Raw genomic sequence first — 20729 nt, forward strand, 5'->3', positions numbered from 1 at the left:
GCGGTGCTCCTCACGGGGTGTCCGGGCGGGCGGGTTCAGGTGCCGCAGGGGTCGGCCGCGTTGATCAGCTCCCAGTCGGTGGAGGCGTTCCACCGGTCGTACTGCTCAGTCAGCCGGTCGGCGTGCCGCGCGGGCAGCGCGGTGGTGAGCGCGCCGATCCCGGAGCCGACGGCATCGCGCAGTTGGTCGAATTCGCGGTCCAGCAGGCTCGCGATGCCGCGGGCAAGCTGATCGGTGTCGTCCGCGGCCGGCTTCGCGGTGATCTCGCGGAGCATGCCGCCGAGGACGGTGTAGGCGGAGTCCTTGAGGACGGTGCGGGCGGCGCGCACGGCGTGACGCGGCCCGCCGTCGAGGACCTTCTCCAGCGACTTCAGGGTGTAGTCCAGCGGGAAGCTGCGATCGATCCACAGCTGGGCCGCGCTGCTGGCCTCGCCGATGCGCGGGTCGAGGTAGCGGGAGTCGACTCGGCCCATGGACGGACGGGCCGCGCCGGTCAGCCCGGCCTGCTCGGCTTTCCTGGTGTAGGCGGCGCCGACCAGGCACTCCATGCTGACGAGCATGTAGGAGATCCCGGAGTGCAGCGGGCGGCCGGTGGCGTGCTCGGCGACGAAGCCGGGGTCGCGGACGCCTTCGACAATCTCCTCGACGGGCAGGTGCGGCAGCGGCTTCAGCAGCAGGTCGGTGCGGCCCTGAAAGCGGTGGCTCTGCGAGAGTTCGTCCGCGCTCATCAGCGGGTCGAAGGTGATGTAGGTGAGGCGGGTGGGCACCCCGAGGGCGGATAAGGTGCGGATCGCCAGCGCGTTCTGGTCCGCCGTGGTGTCCTTGTTGAAGCGGGTGAGGATCGAGTCGACGCCGGACTCGACGCCGAACAGGCAGCGGCGAAGGCCGAGTTCGACGAGCTTGCGCCACATGTCGGCGCGCTCGATGTGCCACTTGGCGTCGTGGGCGGGGTTGCTGACCTGCTCGATCCGGCAGCTGGTCTCCCAGCGGAAGCCCGCGTCGTGGAAGGTGTGCGCGAGGTCCAGGGCCCGCGGTACGGCGTCGAGGCCGCCGCCGATGAACTCCTCGTCGACGCTGTAGATCGTGCGGGAGAGGTGCGGGAAGCGGTCGAAGACGCGGCTCATCTCGCCGAGGAGCCACGGCAGGGCGGCGGGCTCGCCGCCGGACCACTGGCCCTTGTGTCCGCGCGGGCAGAACGAGCAAGCGGAGATGCAGCCGCGCGAGCACTCCAGCTGGGCGACGCCGTCGTGCTGGAAGGTGGCCGCCAGCAGGTCGAGTTCGGGCAGGATGTCGGCCTGCGCGCGGTTGGGGGTGGTCGGGGTGCGGCGGCGGGACAGCTGCAGTCCGCCTCCTCGGGCGGCACCGGTGAACCCGATGCCCTGGATCGCCTCCCGGTCCAACTCCCCGTGCCAGTAGGCCAGGAGGTCCTGCATGGTGGACTCTCCGGCGCCGCGGGCTATCAGCAGGTCCGGGTACTGCTGGAGCAGCAGGGCCTCGTTGCGGACGGTGAGGCTTCCGCCGGCGATGACCAGCGGCGGGTTCGGCAGCTGGAAGGCGGCGTTCAGGAGTTCGGTGAGAAGGTCGTGCTGTCCGAAGGTGACCGAGATGCCGAGGATGTCCGGGGTGGTGCTGCTGATGTCCTCGATCAGGTCGGCCATGGTGACGCCGAGCTGCATGTCCAACAGCTTGACCTCGCCGAGCAGGGTGGAGCGGGCGGCCCGCGCCACGTCGGATATCCCGAGGGGGAAGCGGGGCAGGGGGAAGGTCTCGGGGTGGTAGAGCGCGGCGATGGTGACGGCGGGCCTGGTGAAGTACTGGGCTGCGGTCTCGTCCAGTTCGGCGAGGGTCAGCCAGCTGCTGGCGTTGTCGAGCGAGAGGTGCCCGTCGAGGCGCGCCGGCCAGGCCCGGGTGCTGTGCGGCTCGCCGGACAGGTCCGCTACCACCCAGCGGCCGTCGAGGCGCTCGATCAGGACCAGGCGGCGGTCCAGCGTTCCCGCGACGCGAACCCGGCCGGACCCGTCGGCGAGGTGGCCTTCGAGGTGTGTCCGAAAGGCGGGCGGGTCGGTCAGCAGGAAGTCCGACTCGTCCGCCGCAGTGTCCGGGAAACCCGGAACGGCGAGCCGCAGAGCCTCCCGGAGACGTTCGACTGCGTGAGGCGTCACGGGAGTTGCACGGTCGATCATGGGTGTACTCCTCTGGTGAACGGGGTGGCCGGCTCAGCGGCTGAAGCGGTGCAGTGGGCGGTCAGCGCGCCACCGACCGGGCAGGCGGCGGCCTGCGGGTGAACCGTGCCGGCCTTGTGGGTGGGCACGGTCCACGTCCGCGCGGTGAGGGTCGAGCGTGGAGACGAGGGCATGTCCCGGGAGCCCGGGTTCCGGCGGAACCTAGATCAGGGCAGTGATCATGGTGCGCGCGTCGTCACCGAAGGCCGCGGTGTCGCGCAACCGACGGAAGGCCTCCCGGAACCGCTGGACGTCCGCTTGCTCGGTGACGGTGTGGGGTCCCTGGTACTGATCCAGTTCGACCGGGACCGAGTTGACGATGGTGAAGCTCCAGTGGGCACGCAGCGGGATGTCGTCGGGGACGATGCCGATGGTCAGGCCCGGCCGCTCCGTGCAGTCCAGCAGGTGGCGCAGCTGCTCGTGGTGTACGGCTGGGGCGGCGACGACGTTGGTGAGGGCGTGCTCGTTCAGGATGTAATCGAACTGGCGGGTGCCGTCGATGAGTTCGCGCCTGGCCAGCCGCGCCTGGATGGCAGCCTCGATGTCGTGGTCGGCGACGGGGTGAAGCTCGCTGGCGCCGGTGAAGATGGCGCGGGCGTAACGCTCGGTCTGGAGGGTACCGGGGATGATGACGGGGCTGTAGGTGTGGATGGTGCTGGCGATGCGGTGCAGTTCCAGGATGCTGGTCTGGATGGGCTCCAGGGCGATCGTGTCGGTGGGGTTCATGCGGTGGGTCTCCGGTTTCCTCGGGTGTCGTCCAGTGGGTGGGGTGTTCGGGAACGGACTGCCGTCGGCGGCCTCGTGGGTCCGGGCTGCACGTCCGGTTCGTGGGTGTCAGGGGAGGCGCCGTCGGCGCCGACGGCACTGGGCGGGGGCCGAAGGGCCTGCCGCCGGGCTCGGAGTGCGGGCCCTACCTGTCGCCCGCGGTTCCGCTGTCGTCTGCGGTTGTGGCCTCCGTGACGGCCACCCTGTGGCGGGTGAGCCACTGCGTCGGGTCCTTGAGGTCGGCGACGGTCGGGTACAGGGCCTCGCGTCCCAGGGCCAGGCACAGCAGCGGGTTCCCACCGGCGTGGAGGAGGGCTGTGGCGAACTGCTCACCTTGGTTGACCTGCCGGGCGTTCGCCGGGCTGTCCGGGTCGGCTCGCAGCTGGGTGTAGAGGTCGCTGGGGCGGGGTTCGTCGGGCAGGGGCCCGGTCACGGCGTGTCCGCACAGGGCCCTGGCAACCAGGCGCTCGACGTACTGGCCGTATCCGGGGACCAGGGCGGCGGGTCGGCGTCGCAGGTTGGGTGGGAGCGCGCTGTCCAGTGCGGTGCACCTGGGCTGGGCCCAGGCCAGTTCGGGGTAGTGCGCGTACTGCGCCAGCGCGGTCAACTGGTGGGCGAAGACGGCGATGAGCTGGCGGCCGGTGGGGTGCAAGTGTTGGTCGTAGACCTCGGGGATGATGGTCAGTTCAGGGTCTGCCGACTCGTGGATGATGACCGTCGCCCGGCAGAGCGGGTAGAAGCGCCGGGCGGCCGTACGGGCGGTAGTGCGGGCTTCCTCGACCAGCGCGGGGGCACGCTTCACGGCGCCGGTGCCGGCGGGCAGGCCGGCCAGGGCGAGGCGCCTCAGGTGGGCGTTGTGCTCGGCCTGCCTGTCGATGTACAGGTCGGGCGTGACGGCGCGCACGACGACGCGGGCGGGCAGGGGGAAGGCGGACAGGTCCGTCACGTACGGGGCCGCGGCTTCGACCAGGGCGGCGTAGCGGCCGAGGTCGGCGGGGTCGAGGTGTGCGTCGTTGTGGTAGCGGAAGTCGGTCACGGGCGGTCCACTTCGCGGGCGGTCAGGGGCGAGGGTTGGCGGGGACGTCGGGGCTGCTGGCGGGCAGGAAGTCGGCGCCGATCAGGCGCAGGGCGGGCAGGCGGGAGCGTCCGTCTTCGGTGAGGTGCAGGAGGGGGTCCGCCCGTGCCAGACGGCGGCGCGGGCGAGCAGGCCGTGGTGGTGGGGTACGGCCCGCGCCATCTGGCCGGGGGTGGCGAGGTAGGCGGTGGTGGTCTGTGGTGCGCCGGGCAGGGCGGCGGCCGCGAGCTGCGCGGGGGCGGGGCCGCCGGGAGCGTGGACCTTGGCGCGCAGGCCGTCGTCGTGCACCGTGGCGGTGGGGACGTGGCGCCGTGGGTCGCCGTCGAATCCAGTGGTCAGGGGCGGCTGGTCGGCGAGGTCGGCCATCAGGCACACGGCCAGCAGGAGTACGGGCAGGCCGGTGCGGGCCGCTCGGTTGCCCACTGTGCTCGTCGGCGCCGGGGTCGCGGCGGTCACCGTACGGCCTCCGCCATAGCGCGGGAGGCGGGCAGCCAGCCCCAGGGGGCGGGCGGGAGAGGGGCGGTGAGGACGGTGGCCAGGCGCCGGTCGGCCTCGTCCTGAAGGCCGGGTTCGGTGCGGGCGCACTCGGCGAGGTAGAGCCACGCGGCGATGCCGAAGACCGGGGTCATCATGCGGTAGGCGTCGTGGGCGGTGACGTCGTCCCCGTAGGCGCGCGCGAACTCCTCGTACCGTTGCGGCGGTGTGCCGTAGACGTCACGCGCCCACCCGGCGGCGGCCTGGTCCCATTGCCTGGGCCCGGTCGCGGTGCGCTCGAAGTCGATCAACGCCGGACCATGCGGGGTCATGATGCAGTTCGTGGGTGTCGCGTCGCCGTGGATCACGCACGGCGGGCCCCAGGGTGCGGCGCGCCAGGCCGTGCGGGTGTCGGCCAACACTGCGCGCAGGTGTCGTTCCTGGTCGGGGGCGAGTGTGCCCGGCGGAAGGTCCCGGATGCGCCCGGCCAGGTCCCTGCACGGGTCGAACCGCGCCAGGCCCAGGCCCGCGGGCACGGGCAGGGTGTGCAGGCGCCGCAGGACGTCGGCGAGATCGGCCGGACCGGGCCGCCGGTCACCGAGGTCTTCGGAGAACGACACTTGGAGGTGGTAGCGGCCGCTGTGGGTCAGCGGGTAGGTGGAGTTGCCGGCCGGGCGCGGGGCCCGGATGCCGTTGTTCAGGAGCCACTTCGCGATGCGGGTGTCGCGCGCGGCCGTCTCGAATGCGGTACCCGGGGCCCACACCTTGGCGACGGCCTCGGACCGGGGCAGGCGCCACGTGTGGTGGGGTCCGCCGTGCAGGAGAACGGCGCCACGTGGGTCGAGGCCGTTGCGCCGGGCCATGGCGATGACCGCGGCACAGCTGTCGTCAGGGTTCACTGTGGCACCTTCCGAAGAGGTCGGGATAGGAGGGCCCGGGGCCGTTCCCGGGTCGGGGGTCGGCAGGGCGTGCGGGGGTGCGGTAGCCGGTGACGCGGTGGGTGACGGTGGCGGCGCCGGGGAGACGAGCGGGCGTTCCCGCGTCACCGGTCACAAATCGACGCCGATGCGCCTGGCAGCGCCGGTGACGGCCTTGAGGTCGGACGGGCTCCCCGCATACATCCGGCGGGCGAAGCGCAGCAGTTCGGCGGCCTGTTCCAGGTGCCCCTGTGCGCCGGCCAGTTCGCCCGACCACAGCAGGACGCGGCCCTGCCACAGGTCGGCCCTCTCGGTGACGAAGTGGTTCATCGCCCGGCTGAACGCGGCGTCGGCAGGGCCGAACGATCCCCGCAGAGCGAGGATGCGGCCCTCCCACGCCCGGGCCCTGCCGGCGTTCAGACCGTCGCCGACGGCGGTCAGTTCCTGGTAGGCGTCGCGCAGGTGCGCGAGCGCGGTGTCGTCGTCGCCGAGATCGTGGAGGGAGACGGCCAGCGCCACCCTGGTGACGCCGGTGTCGCGGGCGTTGTCCAGCTCAGAGCGCCGGTTCAGCGCCTCGGTCAGGTAGACGTGCGCGAGTCCCGGGTTGCCTGAATCGTGGGTCGCGACTCCGAGGTCGTTCAGGTGCTGTGCCTGGGCGACGACGTCGTTGTCCTCGGCGGCGAGCGCGAGGGCCGCGCCGCAGTCCTCGATGGCGCCGCCGTGGTCGCCCGTCGCGCGCCGCACGGTGGCGCGGGCGGCGAACAACTCGCGCAGCATGAACCGGCCACTGGAGGCGGGCGTGGTCCGGGCGAGGCGCTGGGCGGCGGGAATCGCGAGGTCGTACGTCAACTGCCAAACCGCATAAGGGCGTCGGCGCAGCAGCCACGGCCACCAGGCGTGTGCGAGGTGCGCGGTGACGTCATCGAGGCCGTGTCGGGTCGAGGTCTCCAGCGCGGTGCGCAGGTGGGTGTCGCATCGCACGAACCACTTCAGGGCTGCCTGCTTGTCGGTGAGGTCGGCGCGGTGGGCCGGCGAGTGGATCAGGTGCGGCTCGACACTGCGCCGGAAGGGGTGCAGGGTGCGGGAGGCCGCGTGGGCCTCGGCCAGCAGCCAGTCCAGGGCGCGGCGGCGGATGGTGGCGACCTCGTCGGCGCCGTCCGTTCGTCGGCCCAGGGCGGCGGCGCGGCGGCGGCCGCCCGCGCTGGTGAAGTAGTAGTGCTCGTCGCCGTTGTCGGCCGGGTGGATGAGCCCAGCCTCCGTGAGGGAGGTCAGGTGGCCGTACGTGGCCGACGGGTCGAGGACGGTGGCCGCGCCCACCATCGCGGCGTCGATCCGGGTACCGGGCAGCGGCAACGCCCCGAGGGTCCGGTAGACGCGGGCGGTGTCCGGGGCGAGGGTCTGGTAGGTCTGGGTGACGGCTGCGGTCACGACGGTCTCCAACGGTGAGCCCGGTGTGGTCTGGAGGATGAGGGGACGCCCTGCGGCCAGGTGGGCGCCGGCCAGGGCGAGGGCAAGCGGCACGCCGCGGCAGGCAGCAGCGAGAGGGGCGAGGTCGCGGGTCGCACCGGCTTCGCCGGCGGTGGCCGCGAGAAGCTGGCGGGCTGCGGCAGGTGGCAGCGGGCCGATGCCGCGGTGGTGGGCTCCGTCGGCGAGCAGGCCGGGCAGCGGGAGCCGGGACGTGATGACGACCAGCGACCCGTCGGCGGGCATCAGTGCCCGCACCTGGTCGTCGTCGGCCGCATTGTCCAACAACAGCGCCACCGGCCGAGAGGCGGTGAGGGTGCGCAGCAGGGCTCGGGCTTCCTCGGGGTCGGCGGGGGGCTGGGTGATACCGAGGGCGCGCAGATGGCGGGCGGTGATGTCGTCGGGGTGGGCGGGGTGGGTGGTGGTGTGGGCGCCGAGGTCGGCGTGCAGTTGCCCGCCGGGCAGGGGGCCGTGCTGGTGAAGGAGGTGGAGGGCGAGGGTGGTCTTGCCGATGCCGGCCGGGCCGGTGATCAGGATCGGTGGCGGGTCGTCCTGGCGCAGGACGTCGGTGAGGGCGGCGGTGAGGTCGTGGCGGTCGACCATCGGGCGGCGGCGCGGGAGCTGGCGCGGTACCGGGGGCGGGGGCGGGGTGTGCAGGGTGATGCCCCCGTACACGGTGTGGGCCTGTACCGCCGCGCCGAGCACCGTGGCGCCGGTGATGGAGTTGTTACTGGTCACCATCGGGCCCTCCTCGGGAGGTCTCCGGCCGCCGCGCGTTCCAGCAGTCGGGTGCTCTCCTTGGGCGGCAGGGCGCGCTCCAGTGCGGCGTGCGGGCGCAGGTCGTCGCCGCGCTGGTAGGTGATGTCGATCAGGCCCCACATCGCGGTCACGATCCGGCCGTTGCGGAAGCCGAGTTCGGCGGTGTCCGAGGTCAAGGCGACGCCACTGTCCGGGGTCAGGACGCGCACTCGCAGGGCGGTGGTGCGGGCCAGGTGGGCGAGGTGGAGCATCTGGTCGGCGTGAACACCGGGGGCGTCGGAGGGACGGCGGAGCAGGTCCGCGTCGAGGAGCAGCGTCGTGGGCGGTGCGTCCGGGGCACGCAGACGGACCTCGAACGCCTCGGCCCGCACGGCGCCCACATGCCGCAGCCAGGCCGAAGCCGTCTGCGGGCGGGCGAGCAGGTTCGTGCGGTAGGCCCGGCACAGCGGGCAGCCCCGCTCCGGCACCAGCGCCGCCGACCTCGCTGGTAGGTCCCCGGGGATCCGCAGTCGGGGCGCCTCCCGATCCGCGACGGCCTGATCGTAGGCGGGCACCCGTACGGCTGCCGGAACGAGCAGCGCACCGACCAGCAGCACGGTCGAGGCCCGCTGCTCCAGAAGCTGGTAGCGGTGTGCCCGGCCGAGGCCGCAGTCCATGAAGTACCCGGACTGGGTAAGGGTGTTGACTGCGAGGCAGTGCTTGATGTCGGCTACCGCGAGCGTCCCGGAGGCGCGGTAGGCGTGCAGGACCGCGGCCAGCTGCCCGCCCGGCGCATCCTCCCGCAGCACGGTGCTGTTCCCGGCCTCCAGGGCGTCAATGTCGATGTCTTGGAGGCTGGTGGGCAGCCGGGCAGTGACGTCGGCCCGGGCCAGGCCCTGGCACTCGCGCAGGTGCCGCAGGTGACCGCCCAGGACGACGTCTCCCAGCTTCTGGCCGTGCCAGGGGAGTTCGGGTAGCGGCGTGCTTCCCTGCGGTGCGGGCAGGGGAGGCGTCGTGGCCGACGGCAGGCGTTGCTCCACGACGTGAAGGCGCGCTCGCCCCGCGCCGGGGGGCTTCGGCCCGGCGCCCTGCCCCGTGGTGTGGGTGGCGATCTCGTCCAGGCAAGTGGTCACCGCGCACACCCGGCGCACCAGGTCCAGCGCCGCCAGGTGCTCGCCCTGCCGCAACGCCGCGTCGGCGTCGAGGAGTTCGGAGGCCAGCTTGTCCAGCAGGGCGGGGTCTGACTCTCCGCCGTCGGCGCGACGGTGCCGGCGGGCAAGGTCCTCCAGGACTTCCGCGAGGCGTTCCACCGACGGGTCTGCGAGCCGGGGGCCGCCGAGACGGCGCAGTTCGGCCGCGATGCGGTCGAGCGCGCCCCTTAGGGGCAGTTGCGGCACGCCGTCCGCATCGAGCGGCACATCCAGCCGCTGGGCGGCCAGTGCGCGCAGTGCGCGGACGGCATCGCTGCTGCCTAACACCGGTGTCTCCTCTGGTCCGTGCTGAACTGGTCGGTCGTCCGCCGACCGGAAGGTCGCCTTCGGCGGCTTCGTGGGGTGGGCCCGGCCTCCCTGCCCGGGTCTTCGGGCCCATCCCGGTCCGCTTCCACGGCCGGTGGTGACGGCCACCGGTGTGCCCGCCTATGGCGATCGGGGCCAGGCGGGGGGTGGTCCTCCGCTGCCGGCCGTGATCTCTCCTGCGACGGGCAGCGGGATCCTCAGGCGCCGGCCGGGCAGCGCCGCGCTCGGGCTTGGTCCAGGGCGGCGGCCAGGCGGTAGGGGTCGGTCAGCACGGGATCTGTGCCGGGCAGCGCCCTGGGCAGGACCTGCCAGCGCCTCCGGTCGGCCTCCCGGCCCGCCGGCGGGCACTTGATGGCTCGCTCCGATGCGTTGCGCCCGTCGATCAGCTCCGCGTCCGGTCCCAGCCACACGGCCGGGGCGATCGGCAGGAACACCTCGACGGCCGAGTGGTTGACGAGGACCGGGCCGAGCAGCTGCGGCACTGTGGCGGCCAGCTCGGCGACGGCGTCGGCGCCGAGGTCACCCGGGAGCCGGACCACGACAAAGCCGCTGCCGACCGGTACCGGGGCGGCTTCCCCCTTCGCCCAGGCCTCCCAGGTCACCGTCGGGTCGCCGGTGCGGCGGCTGAGCCAGCGCATACCCGAGATCACCTGGCCCAGGGCCCGGGCCGAAACGACGGACGTTAACTTCATCTCGACCTCTGCACAGAAGAGTTGTGGAGTTTGCCGGATTCGGCCGGACCGGCCGCTCAGGCAGGGAGGAGTTCCGCTCGCCTACAGCGGCGTACGGACCTGGCGCTGTCTGCCGCGTTCCAGGGCCCTGCGCGTGCGGCGCAGCGCGACGGCCAGGTGCTCGTGGCGGGTCAGCGTGCCGGAGCCGTCCGGGTCGACCAGCCACTGCCGGTCCCAGAGCCGCCCGGTTCCCGGGGCCGGCATCAGCACCGAGGGGGGATCGCCGCCGTCCTCGGGCTCGGTGAGCAGCACGGTGCCGTGCATTTGCCAGCCCGCGCCGGGACGTACCGGCACCAGCCAGTAGCTGACCTGGTCGCCGTGGCTGTAGAGCACCGGGCCGAGCGGCAGCCCACTCTCGTCCAGCTCGGCGAGCACCGCGTGGGTCAGGACGGCACCGGCGATCAGGACGGCGTCGAACCGGCAGGACAACTGCACCGGGGCGAGGCTGCCGCTCCTCCACAGGTCCGTGATCGTGCGCGGGGTACTGCTGACGCCGGCGAGCCAGCGCCGTCCCAGCACGTGCGTCGCGATCCGGGTGACCATCGTGGTGGTCCTTCCGTCAGAGGTGTTCAAGGGGAGTGCCCGCCCGCCCCTTGCCGGGGAGGACTTGAAACGGCCGGGCATCCGCTGCCTTCCGGCTGTGCGGGCGGCGGTGAGGGCGCCGAGGCCGGACGTCGTTGGTCGACACCGCCGCGCGGCCCATGGCCGGCATGGGCCGCGGCGGCCCTCGACAGGGCGGCGTGGGCCCGACTGGTCTACCGGCAGGGGCGGAGGCCAGCCGGGAGTTGCGGCAGTACGGCGCGCGCCGGGCGTGCGGGCCGATGGCTACGCGGCGGTGCGCCACCTGGGGCGTCGACCGGGTCGGTGCCATCTGGCCACGCCCCTGCGGGCGAGCGGGGAGATGATGCTCAGGGGCGGTATCGGGGCCGGTATGGCGGGTTCCAGTGGCACTTCCGCCGCAGTGGCGGTGACCTCGTCTGAAACCTGCGAGTCCAGTTGCACGGTGACGTCGAACCAGACGGACCAGCCCGTGGGGTTTCCTCGGACGTCAAGGCGCTGGTGCCAACCGGCGTTGTCGGCATAGCCGATGGCAACGGTGACCCCTCGGCCGCCGAGCGCGGTCAGGCTCTCGGCCCGGCTGCCCATGTCCGGCACCGTCAGGCGGGGATCCGTGATGGTGATCCGGAGCCGGCTCTGCTGGAGGTCCAGGTCGCCGTCGATGAGCAGCTCGGCATCAGGACCGGCATGGTCGGCACCGTATTTCGTCGCATTGTCGACGAACTCCGACGTGCACAGGCGGACGGCGTACATCTGGTCGTCGTCGAGGGAGACCCCGTCCAGACTCCTCACCCGTTCGAGGAGCAGGTTGCGAATGGCACCCGCCGAAGCAGTTCTCAGCGGGGTTGTGATCTGTAAGACGCGGCGGTGCATGGCAGATCCTCCGGGCTGGTACGAGTGGGCAGGTGTCCCCGGGCCGCCGACATAGGACGGCGCTTCGGCCTTCGACCTCGCACGGCTCTTGGCCGGCAGATCCTGGCCTGCGTTGCTGCGGTGATCCAGGATGGCGGGCGAAGCTGTTCACAACCACCACACGCACCACACCACTTGACGTGGTGCCGGTGTGGTGCTGTAACACTCGAACACCACTTGCCATCATTTGTCGCGCGGCGAGCCATCGCTGGTGAAACTGGTGGTAAGCACCAGACCGGACAATGCGGCACAAGCCACAGGAGCCCGACGTGCAGACACTCTTGAACGAGCTTCTCTCCAACGGTGGCGAGACGACGGACGCATTCATCGACCGCTACCGGGCGACCTGCGGCATGCTGCTGAGGGAGACCCGTCATCGGGAGTTCCAGGCGTCCGACCTGTCTGTCATGACGGTGACTCGTTGGAGAAACGGCAACTTGAAGGGCCTGCCGCGCAGGCCGGCACCGATGGTGCTGGAGCGCATGTTTCCCGGACGAACTGCGCTGGAGTTACTCACCCCGGCCGCCCATGGCGAAGCTCCGCCCCGGACTGCCGGGCACACGCTCAACGAAGGCGATCTCGAAATGGACGCACGTAGGGCTGCAGAACGCGCTTCGCGCGCGGCAGCGAGCACCGTCGAAGACATGTCGATCGACGAGATCGAGGACGACACCCTCGTCCTCGCCTCCGAGTACAACAAGAAGCCCCCGTTCGAGGTCTACGGGATGGGCAGCACACTGCTTGCCTCGGCCACGGACCTGCTCGAACGCACCAGCCTCCTCGGCCAGCAACAGCGCCTGTACCGCGCTGCCGGAAGGACAGCGGTCGTGCTCGCCACCGCGTCTTTCGACCTCGGATCAACGCGCGCGGCGACCGGCTTCGCCCGGACGGCCGCGATGTACGGCAAGGTCATCGAGGACGCGCCCTTGCGCGCTTACGCACTCGGAAACCTGGCTATCCTGGCGTACTGGTCCGATCAGCCGACTCGAGCGATTCGGCATGTGGAGGAAGCACAGGCACTGCCCGGGCTCGGCGATGTCGCCCGACGCCGCCTCGCGGCGATCGCCGCTCGCGCCTACGCCCACGCTGGCAACGCCGAAGCTGCCCGCCGGGCGGCTGCCCTGGCGCTCGCCGAAGGCACCGGGGCTCGTGACGTCCTCCACGACGACGTCGGCGGAGAGTTCGGCTTCTCTCGGCGACGAGCCCAGATGAGCAACGCCACAACCTACCTGCTGCTGAACGACGGTGCGGCTGCAGCGAGCACGGCGCAAGAAGCGATCGACCACATGAGTCACGAGCGGGCAGAGGGTCGTCTGAGCCTCCAAGAAGCCACCGATCTGGTGCAGGCTGCGATCGACCTCGCCCGTGCGCGGCTCCACTCGAACGAGTTCGATGGCGCGCTTGAAGCCGTGCACCCAGTATTCGGCCTCGGGAAGGAGTGGCGGGTCGAGGGCGTCACCTTGCGTGCGCAAGCAATGCGCAAGGACCTGGCCCGGCCGGGCCTCCGCCTTCCGGAGCGAGGCAGGACGGAACTCGCGGAGCGGATCGAGGAGTATGTGGCCGTGGCGGCACGCTCCCAGATCGGGGCGCCGCCGGCCATAGGCTGATCAGCCCTCAACGGCGGCAAGCAGGCGTTCCTCCTTCTCCTGAGTGATCCCGTGGGCGTGGCGCCGAGGGTGGTCTACCAGTTTGCCGCCGTCTCGAAGCCATGCCCACGTCTGCTTGATCGTCTCCTCGATTGGCCGGAAGCGGGCGCCCGCCTCTACAGCCCGGTCCGACCGGACATTCCACACACCGGCGTGGGTACGCCACAGGGGCAGCTCGGTCCATTCGGTCACGCCATGGTTCTTCAGCGCGGCGTCGTCCACCCACACCGCCTCACCGACTCCACCGGTCACCCGCAGGCAGGCCTGGATGAATCCCTCGAAGGTGACGCCGCTCGGGTGCGTGACATTGAAGACCTGTCCTCGCGCGGCGAAGGCACAGTCGAGGGCAAACCTGGACACGTCACGAACATCGACCGGTTGGATGATCCGGGCCGCGGGCGCAGGCGCCAAGATCCGACCGCCTCTGGCTGCCCGGTTCAGCCACCAGGGGAGCCGGCCCACGTACTCGCCGGGGCCAAGGATCACGCCAGGACGGAGGATTGTCACATCGGATCCAAAGGCCGCGAGAATGGCGTGCTCTCCCCCGGCCTTCTGGAATCCGTAGAGGGTCGGCGACCCGTCCTCTCCGGTGTACCCAAAGGTCTCGTCGGCATCCGGAGGGCAGTCGAGAACTGCGTCCGCCTCAGTCAGCTCCCGATGAGGCCACCCCTGGTAGACCGACACCGTGGAGACGTGAACCCAATGCGCAACCTGCGGCCGAAGAATCTCGGCGCCGAGCAGGACATGGCGTGGCGAGAGCTCCGTTGAGCTTGTGTCGATCACGGCGTCCCATGGACCGCGGTCGGCGAGCTTCTGAAGATCAGCAGCATTGGTGCGATCGCCACGAACGTGTTCCACTCCTGCCGAGGGCGCACCGGACAGGCCTCGGCTGAAGGCCGTCACCTGCCAGCCCCGGGCAAGTGCCCCGTCTGAAATAGCTCGGCCGAGGAACCACGTACCACCCAGAACCAGAAGCCTCATGGGTCCGATCCTGCCTGGCGAGCGGAGGTCCCCGCTACCTCCCCCAACCGATTCGTTCAGAAGTCGGCCGGCTGCTGATCACGAACAATCCTGGGCGAAGTCGCTGGTCGCGCGGTTACTGGGCAGCAGCGTGACCTCGATCGCGAGCACACCACACTCTTCCTTGGCCACGGGGAGGATGATTCGCAGGGCCGCGAGGACACCAGTATGGCCGGCTGTCGGGTTGATCGCGGCAGGGTCCTCGCGGTCCAGGAGGGCGTCGAGGTTCAGGTAGCACTCGATGCATACGACGTCACGGGTGGCGCTTGTACTGGCAGCCGCAGGACGGGGCCCGGCGTCCAGGTGCCGGGCCCCGTTCTCAGCAGCCGTTAGTGCTTGCTGCGGCGTCTACGCCGACGGGGCCGGCGCCCGCGTTCCGCATCCTTCCGCGGCGGCCTCGTGCGACCACCGGGCCGGACGGTCCCCGCGGACCACCGACGTCGGCCGGCTTCGGAGCGCGGCCGATCCTGCCGGTCCGATCCGTCGCCCTCGCGCCATCGGTGTCGGACGACAGCCTCTACCGCTTTCACGATCAGAGTCGCGAGCAGGCTCGCCGCGAACTTCTCCACAGACCATGGAAACGATGTCTGGTCGTTGCTCACTTCAACTCCTCTTGCTCACGGAAACGTTGAGCGGGAGGCGTTCACCTAAGAAGACATCTCATTTGGAGAGTCGGCGGTAGCAGATGACGGCTGCTGCGATGCTGGCGAAGGCGGCGAAGTGGTCGACCTTGACCTCGTAGCGGCGGTGGAGTCGGCGGAATCCGCTCAGCCAGGCCACGGTGCGCTCGATCACCCAGCGGTGGCGGCCGAGACGCTGGGAGGACTCGATTCCTCGGCGGGCGATACGGGCCGGGATCTGCCTGCGGCGCAGGTAGGAGCGGATGAAGCGGTGGTCGTAGGCTTTGTCGGCGTGCAGTTTGCCGGGTCGGCGCCGCCTCGGGCCGCGTCGCGAGCGGATCGGCGGGATGGCGTCGACGAGCGGGATCAGGGCCTGGCTGTCGTGGAGGTTGGCCCCGGAGATCGCGAGCGACAGGGGTAAACCGGTGCGTTCGGTGAGCAGGTGGATCTTCGACCCGTACTTGCCCCGATCGACAGGATTCGGACCTGTCAGCTCCCCTTTTTCGTGGCGCGCATGTTCACCGAGTCGACCGCGCACCTCGACAAGTCCAGCTCGCCCCGCGGGCCAAGCTCGTCCAGGACCAGGCGGTACAGCTTCGCCCACACCCGGGCCGCGGTCTACTCCGTGAACCGCCGGTGCGCGGTCGGCCCGGACGGTCCGAAACACAACGGCAACTGGGCCCATGTGCATCCGGAGGTGGCCACGAACACGATCGCCGCCAGCACCTCCCGGTCGCCGTGCCAGCGCCGCCGGCACCACCCACTGAAACAACTCCCACAACTCATCCGGCACCAGGCGCTCCACAATCAACACGCCAACGGCCTACAAGTACAAATGAAATGACTTCTAACTAAACCTCAGACCTTCTGACGCATCACACTACGTCGTCGAGACGATCCGGCTTACCGGACCGGGCGGTGGGGGTGGTGCAGGCCCGCACAGTGCAACGCTTCGAAGCCTGTACTCGCTGATGGGCAGGACCGGTGGCGATCGGACAGGCGAGGGCAGCAGAAGGCGTGGGCTGCCACCGGTTTTCGGTGGCAGCCCACGCCTATGGTTCGGGGAACGGGCGGCAGCCTGCCCTGCCGCGATTGCCTTGTAGCCGTGAAGTGCCCGGCGAGTGTCAGGATTTGGCGGTGCCGTAGGTGGCGAAGGCGTTCCACGCGGACCAGGCGCCGCCGGGGCTGGTCTCGGCCTCGTTCATCACCGAGCCGTCGTTCATGACGGTGAAGACCTCCAGGCGGCCGTCGGCGTGGCGGGCGGCGGCCGCGGCGGTGACGGTGCCGGCGGGACCGAAGCCGTTCCATGCCGACCATGCGCCGCCCGGGCTGGTCTCGGCCCGGTTGGTGACACCGCCGCCGGGGGTGACGGCGAAGACCTCCACCCGGCCGTCCGCGTGCACACCGGTGGTGAGCGCGCCCGGGGACCCGTCGCCCTTGGCGGTGCCGTAGGTGGCGAAGGCGTTCCACGCGGACCATGCGCCGCCGGGGCTGGTCTCGGCCTCGTTCATCACCGAGCCGTCGTTCATGACGGTGAAGACCTCCAGGCGGCCGTCCGCGTGCCGCGCAGTGGCCGCGTTGGTCACGGTCCCGGACGGGCCGAAGCCGTTCCACCCGGACCAGGCACCGTTCGCAGCGGTCTCCGCCCGGTTCGCCATGGTGCCGCTCGGCGTCACGGCGAAGACCTCCACCCGGCCGTCCGCGTGCACACCCGTGGTGACGCTCTTGGCCGTGCCCGCCGGGGCGAAGCCGTACCAGCCGGACCAGGCGCCGCCGGGGCTGGCCTCGGCCTCGTTCACCACCGAGCCGTCACTCAAGGACGCGAACACCTCCAGCCGACCGTCGGCGTGACGCGCCGTCGCCACCGACGTCACCGTCCCCGTCGGACCGAAGCCGTTCCACGCCGACCAGGCGCCGCCCGGGCTGGTCTCCGCCCGGTTGCTGATACCGCCGCTCGGCGTCACCGCGAACACCTCCACCCGGCCGTCCGCGTGCACACCCGTGGCCACCCGACCACCACTACCGAAGCTGGCCACCGCAGCCGGCACGGTGGGCGAGGGATCGGTCGGGTAGGGGTCGATTCCGTCGTTGGTCAGCCCGGCGGTGGTCGCGCAGCCCCACTGCCCGGGGCCCGCAGCGCGCAGGACCTTCTCGGCTATCAGGATCTGCTGCTGCTTGGTGGCGAGGTCGGCCCGGGACGCGTACTGCCCGCCGCCGTAGGCGAGCCAGGTGCTCTGCTGGAACTGCAGACCCCCGTAGAGGGTGTTGCCGGTGTTGATGCTCCAGTTCCCGCCGCTCTCGCACTGGGCGACCCTGTCCCAGGTGGCGACGGAGGCAGCCTGGGCTTGGCCACCGACCAGCAGCGGGGCGGCGAGGGAGAGGAGCGCGGCGGCGGTGAGCGCGCGTGCGGAGTGCTTGCGGGTGTTGGCGGTCATGGCGGGTCCCCCGAATGTCGGTGGTCGGTGTGGGGTCGGTTCTGAGGCGCGGGCCGGTTTGGCCGGGCGGCCGCCGGGCGGCACGGGGTGCGAAGTGGGCCGCCCGGTCCCGCTGCGCGCCCTCTGCGGGCTTCGGCGCAACAGCGGGTGCACCGAGTGCCGGGGCCTGTTCTCGGACGTCGGGCACTGCGCGGTCGGCAGTCTGGATCGGCACGGACCGATGGAGCAGAGGTCAAGCGGACGGGCAGTTGTCCGCAGGAAGGGCGGCGATGCAGCGGCGCCCAGAAGTAGGGCGGGCGCGCCCGGGGATCACGGCCGCCGGATCGGCGCCGGACAGCTGCCCTGCAGGAGCAGCAGTCGGTGCGGTACCGCGGCAGAAGGTCAGCGCGCAGTGGGCGGGATCGGCGGCTGGTAGCGTCGGCGCAGCATCGGCGATGCCTGGTGGCTGCGGGTGATGAGGCTGTACGCGATGGCCAGCGAATCCTTCGCTGCGGCCTCGGACGGGGCCGGGGCCGCGGGGTTTTCGGTGGCGGTTTCAGCGGCGGCGGGGTGGGTCAGCAGGTAGAGCAGCAGGTCGACCTGTTCCGGCTCGCAGCGGACGGTGATGTGCTGGACGGCATCGGCGGGTCTGGTGTGCGCCCACAGGGCGGCCTGGACTTCTTCTGCTTCCCCGGCCCGGGCCCACCCGGCGGCGCCCTTACGGCGTAGCGAGGCGTAGACGATGTCCATCTGCGGTCAGCCGCCCCAGCCGAGGCTGTCGGTGGTGACGGTGGCAAGCGGGGTGGGGGTGCTGGAGACCGTGGTCGTGGCGGAGGCGGAGGCGGAGGCGGAGGCGGCGGCGGGGGTCAGGAGCAGGGCGCCGAGCGAGAGGGTGAGGACCGCGGCGGCCTTGGCGATACGGGTGCTGGTCATGGTGGTCTTCCTTCGGGTGTGACGGGGAATCGGGTAGTCGGTCCGGTTGAGCAGTCCCGCGGTTGACGCTCTTCCGGTGGCCGGCCGGTTGTCGTTCTCCCTGGCGGCGATCTCTACTTTCGTCGTTGCGGAACCCCCTCGGAAGGGGTTCCGGATGTCGCCAATCGGACTGTCCGACACCAGACAAGCTGTCATGAATTCATCAAAAAATTGAGATCGGATGCCCTTCGGACATAGGCCTGCGGATGCCTCAAAAGCCCGCAGAATCGATCTTGTGATCGAACGCGCCGATCTGCCAGGATGCGTGACGCTTCGTACGCCACTGCGCACGACACCACCAACGAACCACCACATGAGGGGGGCCCATGCTGGAGGCTCTAGGACTCACGGCCACGGCCGGACGGGTCTACCGGGCACTGCTCGACCGACCCACCGACAGCCTCGACGAGATCGCCACCCACTGCGCGCTCAGCACCGCCCAGGTCCACGACAGCCTGGACGAACTCGGCACCCTCATGCTGGTCCGCACCTCCGCCGAACACCCCGGCCGGATGCGCGCCGTCGACCCCGCCATCGGCCTCGCCGACCTGCTGGCCCGCCAGGAAGCCGAACTCGCGGAACGCCAGGCCACCCTGGCCGCCTCCCGCGCCGCCGTCACCCGCATGGTCGCCGACCGGGCCGAGCACCGCTCCGAGCACGGCGAACGGCTGCTCGGCATGGACGCCATCCTGCACCGCCTCGAACGCATGGGCCGCAACACCACCCGCGAGGTCATCAGCATCCAACCCGGCAACCAGCGCCCCGAGGACCTCGACGCCTCCCGCCCCGCCGACGCCCAGGTCCTCGCCCGGGGCATCGCCATCCGCACCCTCTACCAGGACTCCACCCGCCACCAGCCGCACACCGTCACCTACGCCCACTGGCTGCGCAGCCAGGGCGGCGAGGTACGCACCTCCCCCACCGTCCCGCAGCGGATCGTCGTCGTCGACCGCCGCGAGGCCCTGGTCCCGGTCGACCCCGAGGACAACCGCAAAGGCGCCCTGTACGTCACCGAGCCCGGCATCCTGCACTCCCTCCTAGACCTGTTCGACCAGGCGTGGAACACCGCCGTCCCTCTCGGCTCCACCACCCCCGAAGACCCCACCACCGGCCTCACCACCACCGAACGTGAACTGCTGCGCCTGCTGGGCTCCGGCCTCACCGACGACGCCGCGGGCCAGCGCCTCGGCTTCTCCTCCCGCACCGTCGGCCGCCACATGGCCTCCATCATGGAACGCCTCAACGCCAGCAGCCGCTTCGAGGCCGGCATCAAAGCCGCGCAGGGCGGCTGGCTCTGACCCCACGCCGAAAAACCTTCGGGGGCGTGCGGGGCCAAATCCCCGCAGGCCCCCGAGGCACCCACAGGCCCGACGGAACCGCGAACAACCAGCAGCAGGTAGACCAGCGACGAACTCCGCTACGCCAACAGGCCCGGACCGGACACGAGCCGGACCCAAACAGTCGACGGCCAGGCGGCAAAAGCGATCCGCGCCGGAGCGGCCACCCGAACTCGGCCGAGCCATGGCCTACTCAGTAGCCCAAATGAGATGTCTTCTTAAGCCCGAAGCTACGAGTACAACGGGGATGGGAGATGGGCCACTCTGCTGCGTCCTCGACCATACGCACGGTGCGCGCGGCTTTGTCCGGGTCGGGGTGGCTAGTCCATCCGCAGTCGTACCCGTCGAACACGTGGACGTGCTGGATTCCGTACTCGCGGGCGGTGTTGAGGGTGCCGGCGTTGTAGGCGACGGCGGAGCGGGCGAGGACGGCGGCTTCGGCCCAGGCCCGGACGGGCATACGGGCCCCGTTGCGGTAGACGACGTGGTCGAGGCGGTAGGCGGCGGAGAGCCGGTCGGCGAGGGCCCGGGCGGTGGCCACGGCTCCAGCACGGTCAGTGGCCAGTAGGGGGAGGTCGTGGCGGGCGGCGGCCCGGGCGGCCCGGTAGAAGGCGCCCGCCACCCGGACGCTCTCCTGAGCCCTGTGCAGCAGTTCGCCGTAGGTGTCGGCGCTCAGCGCCCGAAGGGCGTCCTGGTGGGCCGGTGTCCAGGTGAAGGTGCGGCCAAGGCTCGCGGCGGCGTCCCGGGCGGCCTGCTCGTAGAGGCGCGGGACTTCTCGGTGCGCGTAGTCGCGGATCACGCCGTCCACCGCGTGGTGGAAGCTGCGGATCGCGTCGGCGAACTCGGCGAGGACGGCGGCCAGGCGGGCGGTGCGCCGCCCTCGGGCGAGGACGGCGAGGACGGCGGCCTGAGCAGCGGCCAACTGCTGCCAGGCGGCGTCGAGGCCGGCGGGGACGTCGTCTACGGGCTCCGGGTCGACGGCGGGCTGGGTGGTGTGGTTCATCGGGTGCGGCGTGCGGGCACGAGGGTGGCGGTGTCAAGGTGCGCAGTGTCGTCGCCTCCGGGCGCGGCCTCGTCCGGGCCCAGGGTGGTCGGAAGTTGTGCGAGTTGGCGTTCGAGGCCGCCGAGGTTGGCGGTGCGGTCGACGGTGACCACGCCGTCGACGACGAGGCGTAGCGGGTCGGCGAGTAGTCCGGCGCGGCGTTCGGCCAGGACTTCGGCGGCGACGGCGCGGGCGGTGCCGAGGCGGTTGTACCGGTTGGTGAGGTCGTCGGTGTTGGTGGTGCCGAGCTGGGCGTGCAGCCAGGCGAGGACGGCGGGGTCCACGGTGGGGGTCCGATCGTCGGG

The 20729-nt window shown here is 71.3% G+C and carries 20 protein-coding genes; 2 read left to right on the plus strand and 18 right to left on the minus strand.

From position 1 onward, the window contains the following. Positions 1-35: 35 nt before the first annotated feature. From ACGFSC_RS32690 to ACGFSC_RS32735, 10 genes are all read right to left on the minus strand, one after another. A complete protein-coding gene (locus ACGFSC_RS32690) occupies positions 36-2183 on the minus strand; it encodes a radical SAM protein (protein WP_359898181.1) in 2148 nt (715 codons plus the stop codon). Positions 2184-2384: 201 nt separating this feature from the next. Next, on the minus strand, positions 2385-2948 hold the full coding sequence (locus tag ACGFSC_RS32695; protein WP_359898182.1) for a DUF5753 domain-containing protein: 564 nt from the start codon (positions 2946-2948) through the stop codon (positions 2385-2387). A gap of 184 nt (positions 2949-3132) precedes the next feature. After that, positions 3133-4023 carry a hypothetical protein gene (locus tag ACGFSC_RS32700; RefSeq protein ID WP_359898183.1) on the minus strand — a complete coding sequence of 297 codons (891 nt, stop codon included), beginning with the start codon at positions 4021-4023 and terminating at the stop codon, positions 3133-3135. An 81-nt stretch (positions 4024-4104) separates the two neighbouring features. Further along, complete coding sequence (locus ACGFSC_RS32705; protein ID WP_359898184.1) at positions 4105-4518, minus strand: hypothetical protein; 414 nt, start codon at positions 4516-4518, stop codon at positions 4105-4107. Further along, positions 4515-5435, minus strand: a complete 921-nt coding sequence (locus ACGFSC_RS32710) for an aminoglycoside phosphotransferase family protein (RefSeq protein ID WP_359898185.1) — start codon at positions 5433-5435, stop codon at positions 4515-4517. Before ACGFSC_RS32710 ends, ACGFSC_RS32705 begins: the two co-directional genes overlap by 4 nt. Positions 5436-5585: 150 nt before the next feature. Beyond that, the gene (locus tag ACGFSC_RS32715; RefSeq protein ID WP_359898186.1) at positions 5586-7658 is read right to left on the minus strand and encodes an ATP-binding protein; all 2073 of its coding nucleotides are present in this window, start codon (positions 7656-7658) and stop codon (positions 5586-5588) included. Further along, positions 7652-9133 (minus strand): Scr1 family TA system antitoxin-like transcriptional regulator, encoded by a 1482-nt coding sequence (locus ACGFSC_RS32720; RefSeq protein WP_359898187.1) that lies wholly within the window; start codon positions 9131-9133, stop codon positions 7652-7654. Before ACGFSC_RS32720 ends, ACGFSC_RS32715 begins: the two co-directional genes overlap by 7 nt. A gap of 236 nt (positions 9134-9369) precedes the next feature. Beyond that, a complete protein-coding gene (locus tag ACGFSC_RS32725; RefSeq protein WP_359898188.1) occupies positions 9370-9864 on the minus strand; it encodes a hypothetical protein in 495 nt (164 codons plus the stop codon). An 81-nt stretch (positions 9865-9945) separates the two neighbouring features. Beyond that, positions 9946-10446 carry a hypothetical protein gene (locus ACGFSC_RS32730; protein ID WP_359898189.1) on the minus strand — a complete coding sequence of 167 codons (501 nt, stop codon included), beginning with the start codon at positions 10444-10446 and terminating at the stop codon, positions 9946-9948. A gap of 282 nt (positions 10447-10728) precedes the next feature. Beyond that, complete coding sequence (locus ACGFSC_RS32735) at positions 10729-11334, minus strand: hypothetical protein (RefSeq protein WP_359898190.1); 606 nt, start codon at positions 11332-11334, stop codon at positions 10729-10731. A 308-nt stretch (positions 11335-11642) separates the two neighbouring features. Here ACGFSC_RS32735 and ACGFSC_RS32740 point away from each other — a divergent pair, with 308 nt between their 5' ends. Next, a complete protein-coding gene (locus ACGFSC_RS32740; protein ID WP_359898191.1) occupies positions 11643-12980 on the plus strand; it encodes a hypothetical protein in 1338 nt (445 codons plus the stop codon). Here the strand turns inward: ACGFSC_RS32740 and ACGFSC_RS32745 are convergent, their stop codons facing one another. The 6 genes from ACGFSC_RS32745 to ACGFSC_RS32770 all read right to left on the minus strand — a co-directional run bounded on the left by ACGFSC_RS32745 (position 12981) and on the right by ACGFSC_RS32770 (position 18006). Next, complete coding sequence (locus ACGFSC_RS32745; protein ID WP_359898192.1) at positions 12981-14000, minus strand: NAD-dependent epimerase/dehydratase family protein; 1020 nt, start codon at positions 13998-14000, stop codon at positions 12981-12983. 699 nt (positions 14001-14699) lie between these two features. Beyond that, positions 14700-15197 carry an IS5 family transposase gene (locus ACGFSC_RS32750; protein ID WP_392864367.1) on the minus strand — a complete coding sequence of 166 codons (498 nt, stop codon included), beginning with the start codon at positions 15195-15197 and terminating at the stop codon, positions 14700-14702. Positions 15198-15277: 80 nt separating this feature from the next. After that, a complete protein-coding gene (locus ACGFSC_RS32755; protein ID WP_392864368.1) occupies positions 15278-15445 on the minus strand; it encodes a transposase in 168 nt (55 codons plus the stop codon). Positions 15446-15783: 338 nt separating this feature from the next. Then, positions 15784-17094, minus strand: a complete 1311-nt coding sequence (locus tag ACGFSC_RS32760) for a transglycosylase family protein (RefSeq protein WP_359898193.1) — start codon at positions 17092-17094, stop codon at positions 15784-15786. 381 nt (positions 17095-17475) lie between these two features. After that, on the minus strand, positions 17476-17823 hold the full coding sequence (locus tag ACGFSC_RS32765; RefSeq protein WP_359898194.1) for a hypothetical protein: 348 nt from the start codon (positions 17821-17823) through the stop codon (positions 17476-17478). Positions 17824-17829: 6 nt separating this feature from the next. Next, complete coding sequence (locus tag ACGFSC_RS32770; protein WP_359898195.1) at positions 17830-18006, minus strand: hypothetical protein; 177 nt, start codon at positions 18004-18006, stop codon at positions 17830-17832. A 365-nt stretch (positions 18007-18371) separates the two neighbouring features. Here ACGFSC_RS32770 and ACGFSC_RS32775 point away from each other — a divergent pair, with 365 nt between their 5' ends. Continuing rightward, positions 18372-19343: a LuxR C-terminal-related transcriptional regulator gene (locus ACGFSC_RS32775; protein ID WP_359898196.1), complete on the plus strand. Its 972-nt coding sequence runs from the start codon at positions 18372-18374 to the stop codon at positions 19341-19343. Positions 19344-19575: 232 nt separating this feature from the next. Here ACGFSC_RS32775 and ACGFSC_RS32780 read toward each other — a convergent pair whose 3' ends face one another. Together ACGFSC_RS32780 and ACGFSC_RS32785 are read right to left on the minus strand one after the other, a co-directional pair. Further along, on the minus strand, positions 19576-20385 hold the full coding sequence (locus tag ACGFSC_RS32780) for a hypothetical protein (RefSeq protein ID WP_359898197.1): 810 nt from the start codon (positions 20383-20385) through the stop codon (positions 19576-19578). After that, positions 20382-20708, minus strand: a complete 327-nt coding sequence (locus ACGFSC_RS32785; RefSeq protein WP_359898198.1) for a hypothetical protein — start codon at positions 20706-20708, stop codon at positions 20382-20384. The genes ACGFSC_RS32780 and ACGFSC_RS32785 overlap by 4 nt, the downstream gene beginning before the upstream one ends. Positions 20709-20729: the final 21 nt, after the last annotated feature.

It is taken from the genome of Kitasatospora sp. NPDC048715 (assembly GCF_043198905.1).
GTDB lineage: Bacteria > Actinomycetota > Actinomycetes > Streptomycetales > Streptomycetaceae > Kitasatospora > Kitasatospora lactacystinica.